Below are 22,617 nucleotides of genomic sequence, written 5' to 3'. Positions count from 1 at the left end.
GGGTAATTCCTCCAAAATATCTTGTTACTAGAAGTATATATTCTCTTGGTAAAAAGGTGTACAATAAATGCGGAAACTAGAAAAATCACGCACAGAAAGGGAGTCTTGATTATGGCTCAATCATTTGAAACAAGTACCGTTCATTTCGGTCTGGATCAAGAAACTGTAAACCGAAGTAAAACGACTCCAATCTACCAAACCTCTGTTTTTTCGTTTAAAAACTTAGAAGAATTGGAAGCTCACTATACGGGTGAGCGCGCTTATTTATATACAAGAATGGGAAATCCAAACACCGATGAGTTAGGACAAGCTGTTGCTCAACTTGAAAATGCTCAAGCAGGAGTGGCCTCGTCTTCTGGAATTTCAGCCATTATGGCGGGTGTACTAGCGGTTTGTAAAACAGGAGATCACCTAATTGCTAGTGAGGATGTGTATGGTGGCACCTACCATTTTTTACAGAATCAGCTCTTGGACATGGGGATTACAGTCTCGTTTGTCGATTTTTCCAGCCCTGTAGAAATGGAAAAGGCAATAACTGAAAAAACAAAACTGCTTTTTTCCGAGTCCATAACGAATCCATTTCTTCGAGTAGAGGACCTTAGAGCAATGGTAAAGCTTGCTCAAAAACATAACCTAGTTACGATGATTGATAATACATTTGCGACTCCATACCTCGTTCAGCCGATTGAGTTAGGGATTGACCTTGTTGCTCATTCTGCCACGAAATACAATGGTGGGCATAGTGATGTAACAGCAGGGGTGATGGTAGGGAGTAGCTCTCTCATTGAAAAAGTAAGGCAAAAAGTTGTGTCTTGGGGTGCGAATGTAAGTCCGTTCGAAGCTTGGTTAGCATGCCGAGGGATCAAGACTCTAGCTTTACGTATGGAAAAACAATGTGACAATGCAGCGAAACTAGCGGACTATTTCAGACAGCATCCAGCTGTAGAAAAGGTCTTTTTTCCTAAGGGAGTTTCAGAAAAAGGAAACGGGGCTATGGTTACGATTGAACTTCAGCCCGATGTAGACATGAATCGTTTTTTCTCTAGCCTCACTTGGATTAAAATTGTACCATCGTTAGCTGGAGTTGAAACAACAGTATCCTATCCAATCGCAACTTCACACCGCTCACTTCCAGAAGAGCAACAAAAAAAGTTAGGCATAACGGAGCATGTGGTGCGTATATCTGTTGGTATAGAAAAGTTTGATGATATCAAATTGGCTTTTGAGAACGCGTTAGAATTTGCCAAAAAATAAAAATTTACAAAAAAATGGTTGACGTGGAGTTTTTAACTCCGATATAATTCAACTCAAGCAAGACTCTCGTTTAGTGCGTTACTACAATAAAATATCTCTTATCAAGAGCGGCGGAGGGATTAGGCCCGATGAAGCCCGGCAACCATCAAACATCGGTTTGATAAGGTGCTACTTCCTACAGATCACCCAGGATCTGAGAGATAAGAGGAGGACTAGAATTTTCACCCTCTTCTTATGAAGAGGGTTTTTTCGTTCCTCTTCATTCTTCGGTTATTTCCCATCCAAATTTGATTTGTAGCGAATTTTCCTAGTACGTAGATTAAAAATGATAAAACAAATCTTAAGGAGGAATTTGCATGACACATTCACAAGACTCTTATGGCTTAGAAACACTACTTTTACACGGAGGTCAAACGAAGGACCCTGTCACAGGTTCTCGTGCTGTCCCGATTTATCAAACCACTTCTTATGTTTTCAACAACACAGAACATGCTCAAAATCTTTTCGGTTTAAAAGAAGCAGGCAATATTTACTCTCGTATTATGAATCCAACAGTGGATGTATTCGAACAAAGAATTGCCCTGCTTGAAGGGGGAGGAGCTGCAGTTGCGACATCTTCAGGAATGGCTGCCATTGCGCTATCCATATTGAATATTGCAGGAGCTGGTGATGAAATCATTGCCGCGACCAATCTTTATGGTGGAACGTACAACTTATTCGCGGTTACCCTTCCTAGATACGGAATCAACGTAAAATTTGTTGATGCATCAGACCCAGAAAACTTCCGTGAGGCTGTAACCGATAAGACGAAGGCATTCTACGCTGAAATTATTGGGAACCCAAGTCTCAACGTACTAGACGTAGAAAAAGTGTCTAGTATCGCACATGAATATGGCGTGCCACTCATTGTCGATAATACTTTCGCTTCCCCAGTTGCATGTAAACCGATTGAATGGGGAGCAGACATTGTTGTTCACTCTGCAACGAAGTGGATTGGCGGACACGGTACAGCCATTGGAGGAGTTGTGGTTGATAGTGGAAAATTTGATTGGAATTCAGAGAAGTTCCCAGGCTTTACAGAGCCAGACCAAAGCTACAATGGCGTACGTTATGCCTTTGACTTTGGTGGATTAGGGTTCGCGTATAAACTGCGCGTTCAATTGCTACGTGACCTTGGCTCCTGCTTAAGTCCACAGAACGCTTTCTTGTTTTTACAAGGATTAGAAACCCTGCACTTACGAGTGGAAAGACATAATGAAAATGCACAAAAGCTCGCTCAATTTTTACAAGAACATCCGGCTGTTGATTGGGTCTCTTATCCTGGATTAGAGGATCACCCATCTCATGAGTTGGCTAAAAAATACTTAAACAATAGCTTTGGCTCCATTGTCATTTTTGGAATCAAAGGTGGAAGAGAAGCAGGTCGTAAGCTGATCGATAATGTGGAGCTGTGGTCCCATGTGGCGAATGTTGGGGATGCGAAGTCGTTGATAATCCATCCAGCTTCCACAACACACCAACAGTTGAGTGCGGAAGAGCTGAAGTTAACGGGTGTAACCGAAGAGTTAATTCGTTTGTCTGTTGGAATTGAATCGTTTAAAGATATCGCGAATGATTTAGACCGTGCGATTTTTGAAGCAACGGGTCAGTCCTCCAGAGTGGAAGTAGCGGTAGATTCGGAGAAATAGAGGTTAATAGGTGGGGCCGGTTGTTTTGTGTGCGGGAAGTTCGTTCGTTTGGTTTTGCCGGACACAGGTTCCGCTATTTGTGTAAAAAACAGGGTTTTGGAGGGTTTCGCGGACACTAGTTCCGTTATTGCGGCAAAATGTGGTCAATTTCATCAAAAAATAGCCAAATAACAGACCGTCTGTCCGCGAAATGGCAAAAAAGCCGTGATTTTGGGTAAATAACGGATTCTGTGTCCGTCTTGCCGGCTTTAAATAAATCAATATCAAAAGAAAAGAGGAAAGACCGTGAATTCGAGGGCTAAACTCCATTATGAACTAAACACTGTCAACATCGGGGCGTTTGTCCTCGAATCCGGAGAGGTTTTACATGAGGTCGAGGTTGCCTATGAGAGAACCGGTAATCCAGGTGGCCCCACTATCCTCGTTTGCCATGCATTAACCGGCAACCAATTTACTGTGGGGACCATAGAGGAACCCGGCTGGTGGAGCGGTCTCATTGGACCGGAGCATATCATTGATACCCACTATTTTCAAATCATTACCTTCAATGTACTGGGTGGCTGCAATGGCTCAACTGGACCAACCTCAATAAACCCACAGACGAAAAAACCGTACCAAGGAGATTTTCCATACCCCACTGTAAGAGACCTTGTTCATGCTCAGAAAAAGGCCTTGGATCAGCTAGGTATCTCTTCTCTTCACGCTGTGATGGGCGGGTCACTAGGTGGCATGCAGGTGATGGAGTGGGGAATTCTTTACCCTTCCTTTATGGATTATCTAATAGTCCTGGCATCTACACCTGAAATGAGTGATTACGGGATGGCTTTTAACCGGATTGCGATTGAAGCCATTCAAAACGATCCAGCTTGGAATGGGGGTTACTATGATGCCTCTGCCCAAATCAAAGGTTTAGATATTGCCAGAATGGTAGGAATGGTCACGTACCGGACTCCACAGCTTTTTACGGATCGGTTTAACCGTGAGACAAAAACAGAAGGGTTCCCAGCGGAATATCAGATTGACTCTTATTTAAACTACCAAGGAGAAAAACTTCGAAAACGATTTGATGCGAATAGCTACCTCAGGCTCTTACACACGATGAACAATCATGACATTGGACGTGGAAGAGGAGGTTGGAAAAAGGCTGCTAGTCAAATCAAAGCGCCTGTGCTATGCCTTGCTTATAACGGAGACTTGTTATACGAGTCAACTAGAATTCAGGAATTTGCAGATGAAGTACCAAATGGAACGTTCATAGAAGTGGACACCATTTTTGGTCACGACGGATTTTTAGTTGAGTTCGAAAAATGGGGTCCTTTATTAAAAGAAGAATTAGAAACAAGAAAGGGGGAGGATGATTGACAATCATTCATGTCGCAGTGTTAGGCTATGGAACCGTTGGGCAAGGCGTGGTGGAGAGTATTCACTCCCATCAAAAGGAGCTTCAGCGATTATTGGGTGCAGAGATCGTTGTCGACGCAATTTTAGTGAAGGATCCATTGAAGGTGAGAGACATTCCACCTGGTATCGTGTGGACAACCAATTTTGATGACATTTTGGAACTTGGTCATATTGATGTGGTGTTGGAAGCCATTGTAGGGTGTGAACCGGCATTCTCCTACCTGAAAAAAGCTATTCAGCATGGCTGCCATGTAGTAACAGCTAACAAGGTGATGTTTGCCCATCATGGAAATGAATTACAACAACTAGCGGATGAGAATGAAGTTCATGTTGGATACGAAGCATCCGTAGCTGGTGGAATTCCAATTATTCGCTCTCTCTCTGAGCTTTTAAGAGTAAATCAAGTTCACAGGCTAGAAGGCATTTTGAACGGAACTTCCAACTATATTTTGACCGAAATGAGAGAAAATGGTCATTCTTTTGAAGAAGTCCTTGCTGATGCTCAAAAGAAAGGCTATGCAGAAGCGGACCCAACCGCAGATGTGGAAGGGGATGATGCTTTTTATAAGCTGATGATCTTATCTGATTTACTTTATGGAGAACAGCCAAATTGGACAGAAGTTCAACGGGAGGGAATATCTAAGGTTGACCGTGAACAGATGGAGCTAGCTGAAGAGTTTGGTTATCGGTTTCGGCATGTTGCTTCCATCGAGCCGTCTTCCAGAGGATTGCAGGGAAAAGTGATGCCCATAGTTGTACCCAATCAGCACCCTTTCTACCATGTTGATGGGGTAGATAATGCAGTGAATGTGGAGGCTAGCTTAGTAGGTTCGTTGATGTTTCAAGGTCCAGGAGCGGGAAGGTTACCGACCGCCAGTGCAATGGTCGAGGATTTGGTTCAAGTCCTGCGCCCCTCTCTACAAAGAAAGGGTTCCAAGACTATCCAGCTAGATGAGGTGGAGGGAGGTGCGACTAAATTACTTAAACAATGGCTTCTATTTGTTCCTCAAAATCCATCACTTCCAACTCCGTTCATTACAAGTGGTAAGTTAATCAAGCATAAATCGGGGCAAAAGTGGAAGGCGATTTTATTCTTAGGGGATGACAAAACCATCTATGAATGGAAGACTCGATTGCCCATGGTTCGGCTATATGAGATTCGAGGAGCAAAAGAGTGGAAAGAGTTGAATTCTGACCAACCCAAGGTTCCTTGCTTAAATTCCCTCGCTTTTTAAATAAAAACAGGTGACATCACAATGTGATCACCTGTTTTTTTATTACTCCATAACAAACTCAGTGTAAGAGACAGTAGCCATCCTGATGTTCCAAGGAATGAACAACAAGTTCCATCCCCGGACTGCTATGCACGGCCGCCAACCCTTGTGCTTCATTACATGGTAATAAGGAATAAGCAAAAGTTTGTGTACCAGATGTACAAATATTAATATGCCGAGTTTTCCTGAATTCAAATTCTAAATTTACTAGAAGTCTATCTAGTTTTTTATAATGGCTTAAGTTTGTCTCATAATCCCCCAAGCCTGTACATATATTGATGTAAAGGCATCATACATACTGCAACGTGTTAGGGGGAGCTGAATGAATCGAAAATGGTTAGCCATAACGTTATCTTGTTCCATCGTGACAGGAGCAAGTGGAGTATATGTGGGATCAAGTTCATTGTTTGATTCGGATACAGAGGAAGGTTCACAAAGTCATGAAGAAAGTTTTGAGCTAAGTGAAAGCTTGCAAAAAGTACAAAGAGCCTATGATTTAATTTCTTCTGGCTATGTAGAGGAAGTACCGAAACAAGAGTTAGTAGAAGGTGCAATCCAGGGGATGATCTCTGCATTAGACGACCCATACTCGGTATACATGGATGAGGAAACGACCAAACAGTTTTCAGATACATTAGAGTCCGAATTTGAAGGAATTGGAGCCGAGATTAGTAAGATTGAAGGGAAGATTTATATTATCTCTCCTTTTAAGAATTCTCCGGCAGAAAGTGCGGGTCTGAAGCCGAATGATGAAGTCCTCGAAGTGGATGGAAAAAGTGTAAGTGGGATGGACCTTTATGACGTGACAATGATGATTCGCGGGGAAAAGGGGAGTGTTGTGAACCTTCTAATTAAAAGAGAAGGTATGAACAAACCGCTTGAAATCCCTGTTGAACGAGCAGAGATTCCGAATGAAACGGTATTTTCCAAAACCTTTGAGAAGAACGGGAAAACCATCGGCTATATTGAAATCACTTCTTTCTCTAAAAATACTGCACAGGACTTTCATAAGCAATTAGAGAGTCTGGAAGAAAAAGAGATAGAAGGTCTGTTACTAGATGTTCGTGGAAACCCAGGTGGTTTACTCGACAGTGTACAGCATATTTTAAGAGATTTAGTGACCAATAACAAACCGTATGTTCAAATTGAGGAGCGTACAGGTAAGAAGCTTCAATATTATACAGAGCTGAAGAAATCGAAGGAATACCCGATTGCTCTCCTTATTGATAAAGGAAGTGCTTCTGCCTCCGAGATTTTAGCAGCTGCCTTAAAAGAAGTAGAAGGCTATACATTGGTAGGCGAAAAGACTTTTGGTAAGGGAACTGTACAACAAGCCGTTTCCATGGGTGATGGAAGTAACATTAAGCTGACCTTGTACAAGTGGCTAACACCAAATGGAAACTGGATCCACGGTAAAGGGATAGAGCCAAATATTGAAATGAAACAACCAGATTTTTACCGAACCCACCCGATTCAATTGGAAGAACCATTGAAAAAAGATATGAATGATGAACATGTGAAAAACGCACAAATCATTCTAGAAAGCTTAGGCTTACAACCAGGTAGAGTAGATGGCTATTTTAGTCATAAAACCGAAATCGCTGTAAAGGCCTTCCAACAAATGAATGGGATGCCAATGTCAGGTGTAATCGATTCATCTACAGCCGCTGCAATGGAAAAAGCAGTATTAGATAAAATCAAGGATCCGAGATACGACCTACAGCTTCAAACAGCCTTAAACATAATTGCGAAAAAGAAGTAGTAACCGGTGTTTCCTCCCCAAGGAGATCATATAAAATGAAGGACGTGCCAAATATCAGATGGCGCGTCCTTTTTGTGTTGGGACAGAGGGGACAGGAACCTTGTCCCATTGTAAAAATATTTCCTCTTTTCCTATTAAATTTGCTACAATAGAGAGTAATAGAGTTGCAACGTTTAGAAGACTTCGAGGGTGGTGGTTTCTTGTGGCAAATGATTGGTTGTTTGAGCTTTTAAAAGGTGTCGGCTTCTTTTTTCTAAATCCTATTTTCTACTTTGTCATTTTTTACGCAGTGCTTATGGGATATCGACGTGTGAAAAGAGAGCGATCTCAATTTCATAGCAGGGTATTTGATGGGTATCAGGAATTAAAAACAGCTTTTACATATAGTTTACTGATTGGTGCTATTTTATCTTTAGTGACGGTTGTTACTGGTGTCACCGTTTCACCAGGTATCTTGGTGTTAGCCGGAATATTATTCCTCTTGCTTTCCTTAACACTACAATACCAACTGTTATCTCCAGCTTACGTTCTAGGAGGAGCTCTCGTATTAGCTTCTTTTCTGCCAGTCTTCATACAGGAAATTCCTCTGTTGGGGTATTCAATTGAATTCAATAACCAACTAGCGTTAAGTTTTCTCGTTTTACTAGGATTGCTGCTAGTAGTAGAAGGATTCCTAATTATTAAAAATGGTAACCAATTCACGTCTCCACTTTTAACACAAAGTAAAAGAGGAAGAACGATCGGTGTACAAGAAATTGACCGGTTATGGTTACTACCACTCATTTTGTTTGTGCCAGGTGAATTAGCTGCACCGTGGGAATGGTGGCCTGTTCTTCCTATTGGACAGGAGGGCTTTACCCCCATTATTCTTCCGATTCCGTTAGGTTATAGAAGAAGGTTCCAAGGGATGCTCACAAGTGAAGGTACGAAGCGCGAAGGGAAATATGTACTCTACCTTGGTGTAATGATTGGGGCTGCAAGCTTTCTCTCACTCTATGGAATGGTGTACAGCTACCTCGTCATTGGAGCAGCCATTATAGGAAGAGAAGCGATTGCTTGGTCTATTCGTCACCATGATCAAACAAAAGCTAGCCTTTATACTGCGCGGAATCAAGGTCTCGTTGTAATCGGAATTCATCCACTTTCACCTGCAGAAAAAATGGGGGTACAGGTCGGTGAAACCATTACAAGGATAAACGGAGAATCCATACGTACTCCAGATGAATTCTACTATCATCTGCAAAAAAATAGATCATACTGCAAGCTCGAAATCCTAAACTTTGAAGGCGAAATCCGTTTTGCTCAAAGGGCCCTTTATGAAGGGGAGCATCATGAGTTGGGTCTATTATTCGTTGATGATGTATCAGAACAACAAAAGGCGGTAGTATAGTTGTAAATGCTATACTCTTACTCTCCATACCTAATAAATGTAGTCATTTTTATATATTAGTGTGCCTTATTTAAAATTATATCTGTCGACTGTCTGAAAGACGCCAACATTGGCGTCTTTCTTCATTTAAACAGTAATACTTTTGTAGTATGTGAAAATAGTCCATCTGTTCAGAAACTTACCCCAAAAGCAGAATAGCTACCAGTCTATGTATTGGATAATAATTAAAAGTAAGAATATTCAGTCTGGAGGTAAGTTTATGAAATTAAAAGCCATTTTTTTATCAGCGATCCTGGTTATCTCGTCATGGTTTACGATAGGACCAACGGTTGATGCAACTATTCAGCTATCAGAAGCACATCTAGATCCGGATTTGGAAAGTTTATTAGGGACAACGGTTGAACCAATTGAAGTAATCGTTACCTTTAGAAGTGACAACGGTCCAACGGAATCTCAACTTAATCTACTTCGTAATGTAGGGATTACATCTGGGGTTACATTTGAAAGTCTGCCAATAGCAGGTGTTCTCGCTACTGCAGATCAAATAAACGCTTTACTCAATAGTCCAGAGGTATATTCCATTTATGACAATGAAAAGGTGGAATATGAGAACGACACTGGAACAGAAATAACTGGGGTTGATCGTCTACGTACAGATGACACTCTTCGCAAGCTAAACGGTGGTTTACCGGTTACAGGAAAAGGGATTGGGGTTGTAGTCAATGATAGTGGAATAGACGGTACTCATCCTGATTTAGAATATGGGAACCACGTCGTACAAAACGTAATGGCATCCACTAATTTACACGCATTGGATACTTTGTTACCTATTACTTATGTAGAGAATGTTCCTAATACAGATAGTACTGGGGGACATGGAACGCACGTTGCCGGTATTGTAGGAGCAACGGGTGAAATGTCGAGTGGAAAATATGAAGGAGTAGCACCTGGAGCAGATATCATTGGATATGGATCCGGAGCGGCTGTTGCTATATTGGACACCATTGGTGGATTTGATTATGCATTAACACACCAGACTGAATACAACATTCGTGTGATTACAAATTCCTGGGGAACCACGAGTGATGCAGGAACACCGTTTGATCCATATGACCCAATCAATATTGCCACGAAAAGATTGTATGATCGTGGAATTATCACCATTTTTTCAGCAGGAAATTCAGGGCCTGGAGAATCGACAATCTCAGGTAACTATAAAAAAGCTCCTTGGGTCATTACCGTTGCAGCTGGTACCAAAAATGGTAAATTAACGGATTTTTCCTCACGTGGTGCTGATGGAAAGAGTGGAACAGTAGAAGTTGATGGAAAAAGCTTTACTTGGGAAGATCAGCCGACTATTACAGCACCAGGTGAAGGTATTATTTCGACTAGAGTTATCGCACCAGTTTCTAGCTTAGGTGCTACAGATGATGTAAATAACATAGAGCCTGCACACCTACCGTACTACACAACAATGAGCGGAACCTCCATGGCTGCCCCACATGTTGCGGGTGTTGTAGCTTTAATGTTAGAAGCAAACCCATTTTTATCACCTGATGAAGTAAAGGATATCATTCATAATACAGCAACCAATATGCCTGGATATGAGGATTGGGAAGTAGGAGCAGGTTATGTAAATGCTTATGCGGCTGTTGATGCTGCCTTCTCAGACCGACCTTATGGAACAACTGTTAATGCTAATCAACAGTTTTATGCGAATGTTGAAATGGATGTGAAAAGGGAACCATTTACGATTTCATACAGTTCACTCAATTTAACCGGTAATACATTAGAATTCCAGGTAGAAGAAGGTTTAACAGAGTTAACAGCCAAAATTAACGCATATGGACTACTAGGTTTAACAGGAAATACGATTAACCTTGTATTGATTGCTCCGGATGGAACGCGATATAGTTCAGGAATATATGTATTATTTCCTCTCTATACGGATCGGACTGTTCAGGTTATTTCACCTCAGCCAGGCACCTGGACATTACAGCTGGAAGGGCTAGATGGAGTAGCACTTGAAGAAACAATCCAAGGTGAACTATCCTTTAAAAAAGCTGGGTCATTTACTGGTTTACAAGATATAGAAGGGCATCCTGCAGAAGCAGCTATTAAGCTTGGGGTTACAGAACGTTTGCTAGATAGCTATTCTGACGGAAATTTCCGTCCGGATGAAAACTTGAATCGAATAGAATTGGCCAGATTTTTGGTAATGGGTGCTGGTGTGCGTCAATACTTACCATTATCAGGTGCAAAATCTTTTAAAGATGTAAAAGAGACAGAAATAGCTTTTGCAGAGGCAGTAGCTGCAACAGGTGCAGCGCTTCGTGACACGTCCAATACAAATAAAGGAGTCTTACTTCCAACTAGTGATGGAAAGTTCTCTCCGAAACAAAGTGTTACACGTGCGGAATTAGCTTATAGTCTCGTGCAAAATTTAGGATTACAGAAAGAAGCAGAAACGAAAATGGCTGATTCAATCACGGTACAATACAAGGGGGAAAGAATCCCAGTTGAAGATGCAGGTGAAATTCCTAGTCATCTTCGAGGATACGTACAGCTTGCGTTAGATTTAAATATTTTACATGCATACTTTGACATCACTCAGGGTCCTTATGATTTACAGCCGACCGTTAAAGCTACATTTAATCCAAATGGTCATGTTACAAGAGGAGAATATGCAGTAGCGATTTCTCGATATTTTGCAGCATATTAAATAAAACAGATAATAAGAGTACATGAAAATCAAAATTTTCATGTACTCTCTTTTAATGGGAGAGCAATGAGTTTGCCTTTTTGGTACAGTTCACGGTTGTACGTTGGGAATCCCATTCTTTCCCTACTACTTTTGTATAGCTATAAATAGTACTAAAATCCCTCCATTTTATAACCTTTGTGGAATAGGTTTTGGAGCAAATAAATTTGATAATAGTTATAAGAATTTTCACATTTTTAAAAAGGTGGTTATGTAATGAGGAAAATACTATGTGCTTTACTTACTATGACTCTATTGTTGTCCATTAGTCTTTCATCCAACTATTTTGTCAAAGCTTCTAGCCAAGTCATTTTGGATGATCAACTTCAAGAGGTATTGTTCACAGAGTCTGGTCCATTTGAAGTGATTGTAACTTTTAATGCTACAGGTGCACCAACTAATAACCAAATGCAGCTATTAAAGGACTTAGGAATTAAAATTGGAACAACTATGAAGTCTCTACCGATGGCTGGCATTGTAGCAACAAAGGCACAGATTGAAAAACTAACTGAAAGCGATGAAGTATTCTCTATTTACTTAAATAAACGTCTAGAATATGTAAATGACATTTCTACTGCTGTTACAGGTGTAGACAAACTACGGACGGATGATCAGTTTCGTAAGCAAAATGGTGGTTTACCAGTTACAGGTAAGGGCGTTGGGATTGTTGTAAATGATAGTGGAGTGGACGGAACACACAAAGATATCGAGTATGGCAGAAATTTAGTGCAAAACGTTTTAGGAACTACTAACTTAAGTAGCATTACTGGTATTGTTCCAGTTTCCTATACTGAAGGGGTAATCAATACAGATACCAACTCAGGACATGGTACTCATGTAGCTGGAACGGTAGGTGGAACAGGGGCAATGTCAGCCGGAAAACATGAAGGTGTAGCTCCAGGGGCAGATCTGATTGGCTATGGCTCAGGTGGTGCGCTTTTGGTTCTTGATTCATTAGGTGGCTTTGATTACGCGATTACACACCAAGAGGAATACAACATTCGCATTATCACGAATTCTTGGGGTTCTTCAGGTGATTTTGATCCATATGACCCTGTTAATATAGCGAGTAAAGCTGCTTTTGACAGAGGGATTGTTGTTTTGTTTGCAGCTGGAAACGAAGGCCCAGGTGAAAACACACATAATCCTTATGCAAAAGCTCCATGGGTCATTTCGGTTGCTGCTGGTGAAAAAAGTGGTAAACTTGCTGATTTTTCATCACGAGGTACAAAAGGAGTAGGTGGCACGTTCACATTAAATGGGCAAGAGTGGACTTGGGAGGATCGTCCAACAATAACAGCACCAGGGGTTGATATTATCTCAACCAAGACTGTTTCCCCTCTAACATTACTCTCGGCTGACGTGGATGCAGCTATGATTGAAACAGCATACCTTCCTTACTACACGGTTATGAGCGGAACATCTATGGCCACGCCGCATGTTGCAGGAATTGTTGCCTTACTATTAGAAGCTAATCCGTTATTATCACCTTCAGACGTTAAGGAGCTATTGCAAAAAACAGCTACAAATATGCCGGGATATGAATCCTGGGAGGTAGGTGCAGGTTATGTCAATGCATACGCAGCAGTTGACAAAGCTTTTTCTAATAGGCCATATGGTGAAACAGTTAACTTATACGAAAATTTTAATAGTGAAGTGGAAAGTGAAACAACACAACAAGACTTTTCGATTGATTATAATCCAGTTACTCTTGTTTCTGATAATGCCCATGTATTCACGGTTACGGAAGGATTGAGTAGCTTAGTAGCAAAAGTGAACGGAGAAGGTATTTTGAGTCAAACAGGCAATTCAATCAACTTAGTATTGGTTGCTCCAGATGGGACAGAGTATAGCTCAGGGATTAGTTTATTATTCCCTCTATACTATGATCGAACCGTTTCAGTGAATAATCCGATGCCAGGTACCTGGAAGGCAGAATTACGCGGATTAAGGGGAGAAGAAATAAATCCTACTGACGGGATTGCATTACCTGAAGTGGTAAATGGAACCTTAAAATTTTCAAGAGTCAGTGGATACACGGGGTTAGATGACATTGAGGGCCATGAAGCCTCAGAAGCTATAAAAATGGCAGTAAGTGAGAGATTGCTAGATGGGTATCAGAACGGAACATTTAAACCTGATCAACAATTAAAAAGAATTGAATTAGCTAAATATTTGGTAATGGGTGCTGAAATCCGTCAATATCTCCCAGAAAATACAACCTTGCTAGATGTTGAGTCTCATAATGTAGCATATGCTGAAGCAGTAACGGCAAGAGGAGCAGCCTTTAAAGATATACGCCAAGTTTTTGATGGTGTTATGAAGGCTAAAGAGGATGGAACCTTTGCATCAGAGGATTCAGTTACAAGAACTGAGCTAGCCTATTCACTAGTTCAAGCACTTGGTCTGCAAGAAGAAGCAACTAGTTTTTCTGGCGTGCTCACCGTACAGTATGGAGAAGAGAGAGTTGTCATTAAAGATGCAGATCAAATTCCAACAGAACTTAAAGGGTATGTTCAATTAGCTTTAGATTTAAATATATTAAATGCTTATTTTGAAATAACACAGGGGACATATGAATTAACGCCAACAGTTTACGCTACCTTTGCGCCTTCTCAAACAGTTACAAGAGGGGATTTTGCTGTAGCTATTTCAAGATACTACCATGCCTTCTTAACACAATAACGGTTTAATCTCATCTTTGTAATACTAAAGAACTATGAAGATTTATTACCTTTGCTTAATAGAATTTGAGCTTGAATTTTGTCAAACTTAATAGGAAATAAACCTTTTTAAGGTTTTACCCAAATTGGTTAGTGGCACAGTCATTTGACCAGTTTGGGTTTTTCTTTAATTTAAGGATCATTTCAGGTAGGATTAAGATTAAAGAATATTTCGGCAAATATAATAATGGGGAGGATAGTATGAAAAAAATTCTAGTTCTTCCAAAAACGGAAAAACCAGCAAAAATTTATTTATACTTCATTTCTATTGTTGGTTGGATGTTTGTTTTTCTACAAGCTTTTCAATTAGATTCTCTTTGGGATCCATGGATATTTGGCCTTTTGATTGTATTTATGGCCATTTGTGAGCTGTATCCCATGCCTGTTTGGAAAGGATATACATCCATTAGTTTTCCTATAGTTTTTTCTTTATATGTAGTATTCGGGTTTTCTTCCGCTATGATTACCTACGCGCTGGTTATTTTTATTGTTAATATTGTGGACCGCAGACCCCTTAGGATTTCTTTTTTTAATCCTGCACAATTAGTCATAAGTTTTGCTATTTCTGCAGTACTCGCTGAAAAACTCCAACCCCTTTTTGTAACTAGCACTCATGGAATTTTAATGAATCTAAGTGAACTTTTTATTCTATCCATCCTTTTTTACTTTTTTAATAATTTATTAGTGGATTTAGTTCTTTTGCTAAGACCACAACCGTATCCGTTTCGTGTGTGGAAACAAAAGCTATTTTCTGAGTTTAATAGTGGAATCATATCATTTGTTTACAGCGGTTTGTTTCTAATCCTTGGAAGCCAAAATCGGGGTGAAATTGATGTTTTTTCATTTTTCTTCTTTTTCTCTCCACTTGTAGGGCTTTCGCTTTTAAGTTCAGTCATTGTTCGACTAAAAACAGAAAGAAACCGTTTAAAGGCTCTATTTTCATTAACCTCAACTTTAAATAAAATGCTACCCACAAAAGATTGGGTAGATGCACTTAAATATAGCTTTCATGAACTCATTGATGTTGAAGGAATTCTTTTATGGACAGCTGAAAATGGAAAATGGAATGTTAGTTATCATAAGGGAAGGGTCTATCCCAACCATGACCTGCAGAGAGAAATGGCTCAATTATTCGAGAGTATGAAAAAACCAATTATTATAAAGGATAGTAAAAAGGAAAATATTCCGGTAAAACAATGCTTTGATTCGGATCTACGGAGTTTCGTTTTTGCTCCTCTCGTCATAGATTCTGAAACGATAGGTGTCATTGTCGTAGCAAGAAGTAGAACGAAAAGCTTTAATCATGGAGAGGTTCAATCTATTTTAACTCTAGCCAATCAATTAGCGGTCACGATTAAGACCAAGGTTCTTATATCAGAGAAAGAGAAGAGAACTCTATTGGAGGAACGTAATCGAATTGCTCGGGATATTCATGATGGTATTGCTCAAACATTAGCTGGTGCTTTAATGAAGCTGGAAACAGCACAAAGAAAATGGGAGAAGTCACCAGAGGAATCTCAACATATGGTATTTGATAGCATTGAAAAATTGAGAGGAAGCTTGAAACAAGTTAGACAATCTATCTATGCCCTCCAGCCAAATCCAACTGAAAGATTAGGACTCCAATCAGCTATAAAACATAAAATTAGAGTATTTGAACAAGAAACAGGACTTGAATTCACATTTGAGGAAAGAGGTAAAACAGAAGTTATAAGTTCCATGGTAGAAAAAATTCTATTTGAAACCTTTCAAGAAAGTGTCCAAAATATTGTGAAACACGCAAAAGCATCTAAGGTCGAAATTCTACTAAGTTACCAAAAAGAAACCATCATTTTAAAGATTAAAGATAATGGCGTCGGTTTCTCATTATTAGAAGCTATGCTAAAGGCACAAAAGGAGCCGCATTTTGGGATATTACAGATGAATGACGCGGCAGAAAGAATCGGCTCGTCACTTCAAATTGACAGTAAGCCAGGTAAAGGAACTGAAATCATATTAACAGTCCCGAAAATGGGAATAGAGGGGGGAGTAGATTTTGATCAATCTCATGTTGGTGGATGACCATGCTATTTTAAGAGATGGTTTAAGGAACCTGTTAGAAGCTGAGGAAGATATCCGAGTTGTGGGTGAAGCAGTTTCCGGAGAAGATGCTTTGGAAAAGATTAAGGATTGCAATCCGGATATCGTCCTTATGGATATTAATATGCCAAAGATGAATGGTGTTGAAGTGACCAGCCTTTTGAAAAAGAATTACCCATCTACCAAAGTACTAATATTAACCATGCATAACCATGATGAGTTTTTCATGTCTGCTATCAGAGAAGGGGCTGATGGATATTTATTAAAAGATGCTCCATCCCAACAGGTGATTGATGCAATCCGAACAGTAGCAAACGGTGAGTCTGTCATTCATCCTACTATGACAAAAAAACTGTTGAACTTTCACCAACAGAAAGGTAACCCAGAAGAAGAGAGTACGATTTTAACGGAAAGAGAAAAAGAAGTCTTGCAATGCCTAGTTGAAGGTCTTTCCAATAAAGAGATTGCTGACCGCTTATTTATAAGTGATAAAACGGTAAAAATACATGTAAGTAAAATATTCAAGAAACTAAATGTAAAAAGTCGTTCTCAAGTTGTGATATATGCAGTAAAGAACCAAATAGTACCACTTCCAAATACTAAATAAACTAACACAAATGAGTTAGGAATAGAAAAAATGCCCATCTGAATGTTGATGCAGGCATTTTTTAAAATCATGAAGGAAAGTACTAAAATCTCTTCGATCATTAAACTACTAACTTTCTGTTTATTAGTTAAGCACTTTTTCATAACTCAAGCAGAAACGTTTGTTGTATAATAATGGTAAAAGCTAGTGGAGGACGACCATGCATCCCACATCAGACATTTTAAAAGTATGGAAAAAATTCGACCAGTTTCCCATGGAAACATTAACGAAAGCTTGGTATTATCATCGAACTAGTGGACCGAAGCAACGAAGTGTCGAACTTATGAGAGAACATCGTGAGCAGTATGGAATTGCAGGGAATTGCTTTGACTTGGCGATTTGGTTGCTAGATGAGTTTAAGAGAGAGGGAATTCAAGCTTACTTGATTGGTCACGATATTGATAATGAACGAGCACACGTTGGTGTCATTGCCGTGAATGATAAGGGGCAGCGCTACCTATGTGATTTAGGGGACCAATGGCTCCTTCCTATTTTGATAGATTCAGAGAGTGAAGAATACACAGATAAGCCTGTGAGCGGATTTTTCCCTGGTGCTAATGTTCAAGTGAAGACGGTTGGTCAGGATATAGAGGTCTACTACCATCGTCCAAATGGGAAAGTTTCGAAACAAACCTATAGTACAGAGCCTATTGAGATGACGGTATTCATGAAGGCGGCCGAGGCTTGCCAACATCTAATTAAGGGACGTCCTCTCTTAGAATGTCGACTTCCCTATAAAAACGAGACCGCTCATTGGGAATTTTATAACTGGGAAAGCTTCTTAAGTACTACGGAAGGTTTGTTTCCAGATTCAAAGCTAGACAGTTTAGAAGAATGGGTGGAACGGATTCACCAAAAAACAGGCTATGATCGCACATTCTTAAGTGAAGCATTGGAAGTATATAAAAAACTCAGTAGATAGGAGTTAGTTATACTATGCACATTCAAAACGCAGCCGATTCCTTTTTTGAACTGTATAAGGAAGTAGATTGCTTATCTTTACAGGATTTAGACACCTACTATGCTCAATATCCTGATATTTTTAAAGAGTATTTTCAGTATCATTGCCCGAAAACGGAAGAACGTTTGACAGCTGCGATTGAAAGATATCCATCACAAATAGAAGAGCTAAAGCTGGTTGCAAACCGGTTGCCTACTATAATCGAGAGCGTCATGGACCGGTTTAAAGTCCTTTTTGGAACAAAATTAGACCTTAATTTTCATATTTTTGTAGGAGGCTACGGTTCCAATGCATTTGTTGAAAGAAAAATCATTGGAGATGTCTACTTTGCCATTGAAAAACTTTCTAGTGACCCCGCCCACCTTGAGGTGATTGTTGCTCATGAAATTGGCCACATTTATCACAACTATTTGAGTGATCAGGCAGGGATCAAGTGGTCGGAGGTAGATTGGGAGCATGGTGTAACTTCATTATATCGTGAGGGAATCGCGACCTATTTATCCATGCTAACAGCCAATTCCGGTCAAAACGAATCTATTTATTTTTCCTATGATGACGAAGGGGACGAATGGCTTCAATTTTGTAAAGAGAATCATAGGAAGATAGCGGAACGTTTCTTGGAGGATGCGGGACAGTGGAGTTTTGACAAAGAGCGGGAATGGTTCCGACTGTCTGGTGGAAGCTATTTTGGCTTCAATCGTTTAGGCTATTACTTAGGAACATGCTTTGTGCAGGACTATGTAAAGAAGCGCAACAAAGAGGCTGTTATTACATTGTGGACATCTGAAGATTTGGAGTCTGTTATTAGTGAATGGCTTCGAGAGCAGGTTATATAAAAATTTCTAAATCCGGTTCACCTACTATTAGGTGGCCGGATTTTTTTGTATATTTTATGACCGAAATTGAATGTTAATGATTAGATTTGGTTGAAAATGATTGATTTCTGAAAGAGCTTCCGATATCATATGTAAAGTAAACAATATAGGACAAAGGGTGGAGATGCTATATGCTAACCCCTGATCGACATAGAATTATTTTAAACCTATTAAAAGATAAGGGAGTAGTTAAACTACAGGAGTTTGTTGAAGCTACTTCCTCATCAGAGTCAACAATTCGCAGAGATTTAAGTCAACTGGAGCATGAGCAAAAGCTAAAGCGCGTTCACGGAGGCGCTTCTTTACTGCATCAAAAAGGGATTGAACAAAGTATTTCAGAGAAGTCATCGCAACGCCTAAAGGAAAAAGAAATCATTGCAAAATATGCAGCTTCTCTTATAGAAGATGGGGATTGTATCTATTTAGATGCTGGTACAACTACTCTTCAAATGATTCCCTTTATTAAGGCGCAGCACATTAAAGTGGTGACGAATGGTTTAACACACCTTGACGCACTGATTGAACAAGGAATTGATACCTACTTAATCGGTGGATATATAAAAAGAACCACAAAAGCCCTGGTAGGAAGTGGAGCTTTAGCAGGACTGTCTTCCTATCGTTTTGATAAAAGTTTTATCGGTGTTAATGGGATTCATGAGGACTATGGCTATACCACTCCTGACCCTGAAGAAGCAGCTGTTAAACAGCTCGCGATGAAAGGGAGCAGAGACGCTTTTGTTTTGGCTGATTCTTCAAAATTTCAAGAGGTCACTTTTTCAAAAATTGCGGACATTAAGGATGCCATTATTTTAACGGATTCAATTGAAGAGGAAAGTCTAACAAGCTACTTCAAGAAAACAACAATAAAGGTTGTGACATCATGATTTACACATGTACGTTGAACCCTTCTATTGATTACTTAGTCGAAATAGAAGAAGTCTCATTAGGAAAACTCAACCGCGCCCAAAAAACAGCTTTTTACCCAGGGGGTAAAGGGATTAATGTTTCAAGAGTATTAAAAAATCTAGGGGTTCCCAATGTTGCTCTAGGGTATGTAGGCGGTTTTACAGGCAAGTTTATCCAGGACTTTCTGGAGCGGGATGGAATCACACAAGATTTTATCCAACACGATGAACCAACCCGAGTGAACGTAAAGCTTAAGGCAGAAAAAGAAACAGAAATTAACGGACAAGGGGCCAATATTTCAGAAGATATGCAGCAACAGCTTTTGGATAAATTAGCTTCTCTTACTCAGGATGACATTTTAGTCGTGGCCGGAAGTTTACCGCCTTCGTTGCCAGCTAAATTTTATGAAACAATCGCGAAGTTCTGTCAAGAAAACAACATTCGCTTTGTGATAGATACTGGTGGTCAAACGTTAAAGAATCTATTGAAATATAAACCTTTTCTTATAAAACCAAATCACCATGAATTAAGCGATTTATTAGGGGTAGAGATTCATTCTAAAGAAGATGTACTTCAATATGCTGAAAATCTGCTAGATTTGGGTCCTACTAATATACTGGTAACGCTTGGCGGAGAAGGTGCTGTTCTGGTTAGCGAAGAAACAATTGCATATGCCAATGTTCCAAAAGGAGAATTGAAAAATTCTGTTGGTGCTGGCGACTCAACAGTAGCTGGATATTTAGCATCCTTTGTTGAAACTGGTGATTTATTACATGCCTTTAAAACTGGGGTTGCCTGTGGAAGTGCGACCGCTTTCTCAGAAGATTTATGTACAAAGTCTGAGATGGAAATATTACTGCCACAAATCGCTGTAAAAACGATTGAAAAGGAGTAGCAACGATGAGAATAACAGAATTGTTAAAAGCTGATACGATTGTGCTAGATTTAGAAGCTACATCAAAATCAGATGTTATAGATGAACTCGTACAAAAACTTGGTTCTGCAGGAAAACTCGTAGATCAAGAAAAATATAAAGAGGCTATTCTTGCCCGAGAAGCACAGAGCACAACAGGAATTGGGGAAGGAATTGCGATTCCTCATGCCAAAACGAGTGCAGTTCAAACACCAGCCATTGCTTTCGGTCGTTCTAAGGATGGCATTGACTATGAATCACTAGACGGTATGCCAGCACATTTATTCTTTATGATTGCAGCGAGTGAAGGAGCAAACAATGCACACTTAGAAACGCTGTCTCGCTTGTCTTCATTCTTAATGGATACTAATTTCCGTCAAACTCTATTAAAAGCTGAATCGGTGGATGGAATTTTGGCAGCGATTGACCAAAAAGAAGCAGAGCAGGAAGGAGACGAAGAGGAAACTCAAGAGGAATCTACTTCATCTAGTAAAGGTAGAGTTTTGGCAGTTACGGCTTGTCCAACAGGTATTGCACACACATACATGGCAGCAGATGCTCTGAAAGCAAAAGCTAGTGAACTGGGTATTGATGTGAAGGTTGAAACGAATGGTTCGAGTGGTGTCAAAAATAAACTAACAGCAGAAGATATCAAATCGGCAGCAGCTATCATTGTGGCAGCGGATAAGAGTGTTGAGATGGCACGCTTTAATGGAAAAAATGTAATCCAAGTTCCGGTTGCGCAAGCGATTCGTAAACCACAGGAGCTTTTAGAAAAAGCAGTTAAGCAAGATGCTCCTGTGTACCATGCGGATGGAAATGCGAGCTCGGAATCGGATGAACAACCAAAAGAAAAGAGAAGCGGATTTTATAAGCATTTAATGAATGGTGTTTCTAATATGCTTCCATTTGTAGTTGGTGGAGGAATTCTGATTGCGATTTCCTTTATTTTTGGAATCAATGCGGCAGACCCGAATGATCCTTCCTATCATCCAATTGCAGAAGCTTTGAGCATCATTGGTGGCGGTAATGCTTTTGCACTTATGATTCCTGTGCTAGCTGGTTTCATTGCTTCTAGTATCGCAGACCGTCCTGGATTTGCTCCTGGTATGGTCGGTGGTTTAATGGCAGCTTCAGGTGATGCAGGGTTTTTAGGTGGATTGATTGCCGGTTTCTTAGCGGGTTACGTGACACTAGGTGTAAAGCGTGCGTTCGCAAAACTTCCTCAGTCTCTTGAGGGGATTAAACCCGTACTTTTATATCCTTTGTTTGGAATTTTAATAACAGGTCTAATCATGATGTTCGTGGTTGTAGAACCTGTGAAAGCCATTAATAATGGATTAGAATCATGGTTGAGTGGATTTGGTACTGGAAATCTAGTACTGCTTGGTTTGATTTTAGGTGGAATGATGGCCATTGATATGGGGGGTCCTATTAACAAAGCAGCGTTTACCTTCGGGATTGCGATGATTGACGCGGGTAACTTTGCACCCCATGCTGCGATTATGGCAGGGGGAATGGTGCCTCCACTAGGATTAGCGATTGCTACCACTTTCTTTAAACGTAAATTTACAAAGGCTGAAAGAGAAACAGGAAAAACATGCTACGTCATGGGAGCTTCCTTCATCACAGAAGGAGCGATTCCATTTGCTGCAGCGGATCCAGCTCGTGTCATTCCTTCAGCTGTTGTCGGATCTGCAGTAGCTGGTGCGTTAACACTGTTGTTTGGAGTAGGTCTACCAGCTCCACATGGTGGTGCATTTGTTATTCCGATTGTAGAAGGTAATCCGTTCCTATACTTGTTAGCAATTTTAATAGGTTCCTTTGTTACGGCGATTATGGTCGGGTTGTTGAAAAAAGAAGTGAAGTAAATGAGTGGGGCGTTCCTTTTAAAGGAACGTCTTTTCTTTTTGAGATAAATAGGAAATAACCGAACAAGCTTCCGTTTCATAGGGTATCTAAAGAGAAGTGAAACAGGAGGGTG

15 protein-coding genes and 1 riboswitch are annotated in these 22,617 nt (G+C 40.2%); all 15 genes read left to right on the top strand.

Annotation, left to right across the window (positions count from 1 at the left end; translation table 11 throughout):
* Nucleotides 1-111 precede the first annotated feature (111 nt).
* The 15 genes from ABDZ91_RS03190 (at nucleotide 112) to ABDZ91_RS03120 (ending at nucleotide 22,504) form a co-directional block, all read left to right on the top strand.
* Nucleotides 112-1,254, top strand: a complete 1,143-nt coding sequence (locus tag ABDZ91_RS03190) for a trans-sulfuration enzyme family protein (protein WP_343796286.1) — start codon at nucleotides 112-114, stop codon at nucleotides 1,252-1,254.
* Between the two features lie 95 nt (nucleotides 1,255-1,349).
* Nucleotides 1,350-1,461, top strand: a riboswitch (SAM riboswitch).
* 149 nt (nucleotides 1,462-1,610) lie between these two features.
* The gene (locus ABDZ91_RS03185) at nucleotides 1,611-2,942 is read left to right on the top strand and encodes an O-acetylhomoserine aminocarboxypropyltransferase/cysteine synthase family protein (RefSeq protein WP_343796285.1); all 1,332 of its coding nucleotides are present in this window, start codon (nucleotides 1,611-1,613) and stop codon (nucleotides 2,940-2,942) included.
* A gap of 285 nt (nucleotides 2,943-3,227) precedes the next feature.
* Nucleotides 3,228-4,304 (top strand): homoserine O-acetyltransferase MetX, encoded by a 1,077-nt coding sequence (gene metX, locus ABDZ91_RS03180; protein ID WP_343796283.1) that lies wholly within the window; start codon nucleotides 3,228-3,230, stop codon nucleotides 4,302-4,304.
* Nucleotides 4,301-5,578: a homoserine dehydrogenase gene (locus ABDZ91_RS03175; protein WP_343796282.1), complete on the top strand. Its 1,278-nt coding sequence runs from the start codon at nucleotides 4,301-4,303 to the stop codon at nucleotides 5,576-5,578. Before metX ends, ABDZ91_RS03175 begins: the two co-directional genes overlap by 4 nt.
* 361 nt (nucleotides 5,579-5,939) lie before the next feature.
* Nucleotides 5,940-7,379 (top strand): S41 family peptidase, encoded by a 1,440-nt coding sequence (locus ABDZ91_RS03170; protein WP_343796281.1) that lies wholly within the window; start codon nucleotides 5,940-5,942, stop codon nucleotides 7,377-7,379.
* 202 nt (nucleotides 7,380-7,581) lie between these two features.
* The gene (locus tag ABDZ91_RS03165) at nucleotides 7,582-8,769 is read left to right on the top strand and encodes a PDZ domain-containing protein (RefSeq protein ID WP_343796280.1); all 1,188 of its coding nucleotides are present in this window, start codon (nucleotides 7,582-7,584) and stop codon (nucleotides 8,767-8,769) included.
* Between the two features lie 259 nt (nucleotides 8,770-9,028).
* The gene (locus ABDZ91_RS03160; protein WP_343796278.1) at nucleotides 9,029-11,491 is read left to right on the top strand and encodes a S8 family serine peptidase; all 2,463 of its coding nucleotides are present in this window, start codon (nucleotides 9,029-9,031) and stop codon (nucleotides 11,489-11,491) included.
* A gap of 255 nt (nucleotides 11,492-11,746) precedes the next feature.
* A complete protein-coding gene (locus tag ABDZ91_RS03155; protein WP_343796276.1) occupies nucleotides 11,747-14,215 on the top strand; it encodes a S8 family serine peptidase in 2,469 nt (822 codons plus the stop codon).
* Nucleotides 14,216-14,454: 239 nt separating this feature from the next.
* Nucleotides 14,455-16,314 (top strand): GAF domain-containing sensor histidine kinase, encoded by a 1,860-nt coding sequence (locus tag ABDZ91_RS03150; RefSeq protein ID WP_343796274.1) that lies wholly within the window; start codon nucleotides 14,455-14,457, stop codon nucleotides 16,312-16,314.
* Complete coding sequence (locus tag ABDZ91_RS03145; RefSeq protein ID WP_425541783.1) at nucleotides 16,301-16,939, top strand: response regulator; 639 nt, start codon at nucleotides 16,301-16,303, stop codon at nucleotides 16,937-16,939. The genes ABDZ91_RS03150 and ABDZ91_RS03145 overlap by 14 nt, the downstream gene beginning before the upstream one ends.
* 199 nt (nucleotides 16,940-17,138) lie before the next feature.
* On the top strand, nucleotides 17,139-17,900 hold the full coding sequence (locus ABDZ91_RS03140; RefSeq protein WP_343796271.1) for a hypothetical protein: 762 nt from the start codon (nucleotides 17,139-17,141) through the stop codon (nucleotides 17,898-17,900).
* A gap of 14 nt (nucleotides 17,901-17,914) precedes the next feature.
* Nucleotides 17,915-18,775: a DUF5700 domain-containing putative Zn-dependent protease gene (locus ABDZ91_RS03135; protein ID WP_343796269.1), complete on the top strand. Its 861-nt coding sequence runs from the start codon at nucleotides 17,915-17,917 to the stop codon at nucleotides 18,773-18,775.
* 170 nt (nucleotides 18,776-18,945) lie between these two features.
* Complete coding sequence (locus tag ABDZ91_RS03130; protein ID WP_343796267.1) at nucleotides 18,946-19,698, top strand: DeoR/GlpR family DNA-binding transcription regulator; 753 nt, start codon at nucleotides 18,946-18,948, stop codon at nucleotides 19,696-19,698.
* Entirely contained in the window at nucleotides 19,695-20,615 is a 921-nt protein-coding gene (gene pfkB, locus ABDZ91_RS03125; protein ID WP_343796265.1) for a 1-phosphofructokinase, read from the top strand. The genes ABDZ91_RS03130 and pfkB overlap by 4 nt, the downstream gene beginning before the upstream one ends.
* A gap of 5 nt (nucleotides 20,616-20,620) precedes the next feature.
* Nucleotides 20,621-22,504 (top strand): PTS fructose transporter subunit IIABC, encoded by a 1,884-nt coding sequence (locus tag ABDZ91_RS03120; RefSeq protein WP_343796263.1) that lies wholly within the window; start codon nucleotides 20,621-20,623, stop codon nucleotides 22,502-22,504.
* The last annotated feature ends 113 nt before the right edge of the window (nucleotides 22,505-22,617 follow it).

This window comes from Bacillus carboniphilus, assembly GCF_039522365.1.
In the GTDB taxonomy this organism is placed as follows: Bacteria; Bacillota; Bacilli; order Bacillales; family JC228; genus Bacillus_BF; species Bacillus_BF carboniphilus.
Note: the sequence above shows the minus strand (reverse complement) of the source record. Positions and strands in the feature narration are given on the sequence as shown.

What these genes read in the sequence shown, in the direction of transcription:
- ABDZ91_RS03185 (WP_343796285.1), top strand. Translation starts at nt 1,611, where the DNA reads ATGACACATTCACAAGACTCTTATGGCTTAGAAACACTACTTTTACAC.
- ABDZ91_RS03160 (WP_343796278.1), top strand. Translation starts at nt 9,029, where the DNA reads ATGAAATTAAAAGCCATTTTTTTATCAGCGATCCTGGTTATCTCGTCA.
- ABDZ91_RS03155 (WP_343796276.1), top strand. Translation starts at nt 11,747, where the DNA reads ATGAGGAAAATACTATGTGCTTTACTTACTATGACTCTATTGTTGTCC.
- ABDZ91_RS03190 (WP_343796286.1), top strand. Translation starts at nt 112, where the DNA reads ATGGCTCAATCATTTGAAACAAGTACCGTTCATTTCGGTCTGGATCAA.
- ABDZ91_RS03140 (WP_343796271.1), top strand. Translation starts at nt 17,139, where the DNA reads ATGCATCCCACATCAGACATTTTAAAAGTATGGAAAAAATTCGACCAG.
- pfkB (WP_343796265.1), top strand. Translation starts at nt 19,695, where the DNA reads ATGATTTACACATGTACGTTGAACCCTTCTATTGATTACTTAGTCGAA.
- ABDZ91_RS03170 (WP_343796281.1), top strand. Translation starts at nt 5,940, where the DNA reads ATGAATCGAAAATGGTTAGCCATAACGTTATCTTGTTCCATCGTGACA.
- ABDZ91_RS03135 (WP_343796269.1), top strand. Translation starts at nt 17,915, where the DNA reads ATGCACATTCAAAACGCAGCCGATTCCTTTTTTGAACTGTATAAGGAA.
- ABDZ91_RS03150 (WP_343796274.1), top strand. Translation starts at nt 14,455, where the DNA reads ATGAAAAAAATTCTAGTTCTTCCAAAAACGGAAAAACCAGCAAAAATT.
- ABDZ91_RS03145 (WP_425541783.1), top strand. Translation starts at nt 16,301, where the DNA reads ATGTTGGTGGATGACCATGCTATTTTAAGAGATGGTTTAAGGAACCTG.
- ABDZ91_RS03130 (WP_343796267.1), top strand. Translation starts at nt 18,946, where the DNA reads ATGCTAACCCCTGATCGACATAGAATTATTTTAAACCTATTAAAAGAT.
- ABDZ91_RS03120 (WP_343796263.1), top strand. Translation starts at nt 20,621, where the DNA reads ATGAGAATAACAGAATTGTTAAAAGCTGATACGATTGTGCTAGATTTA.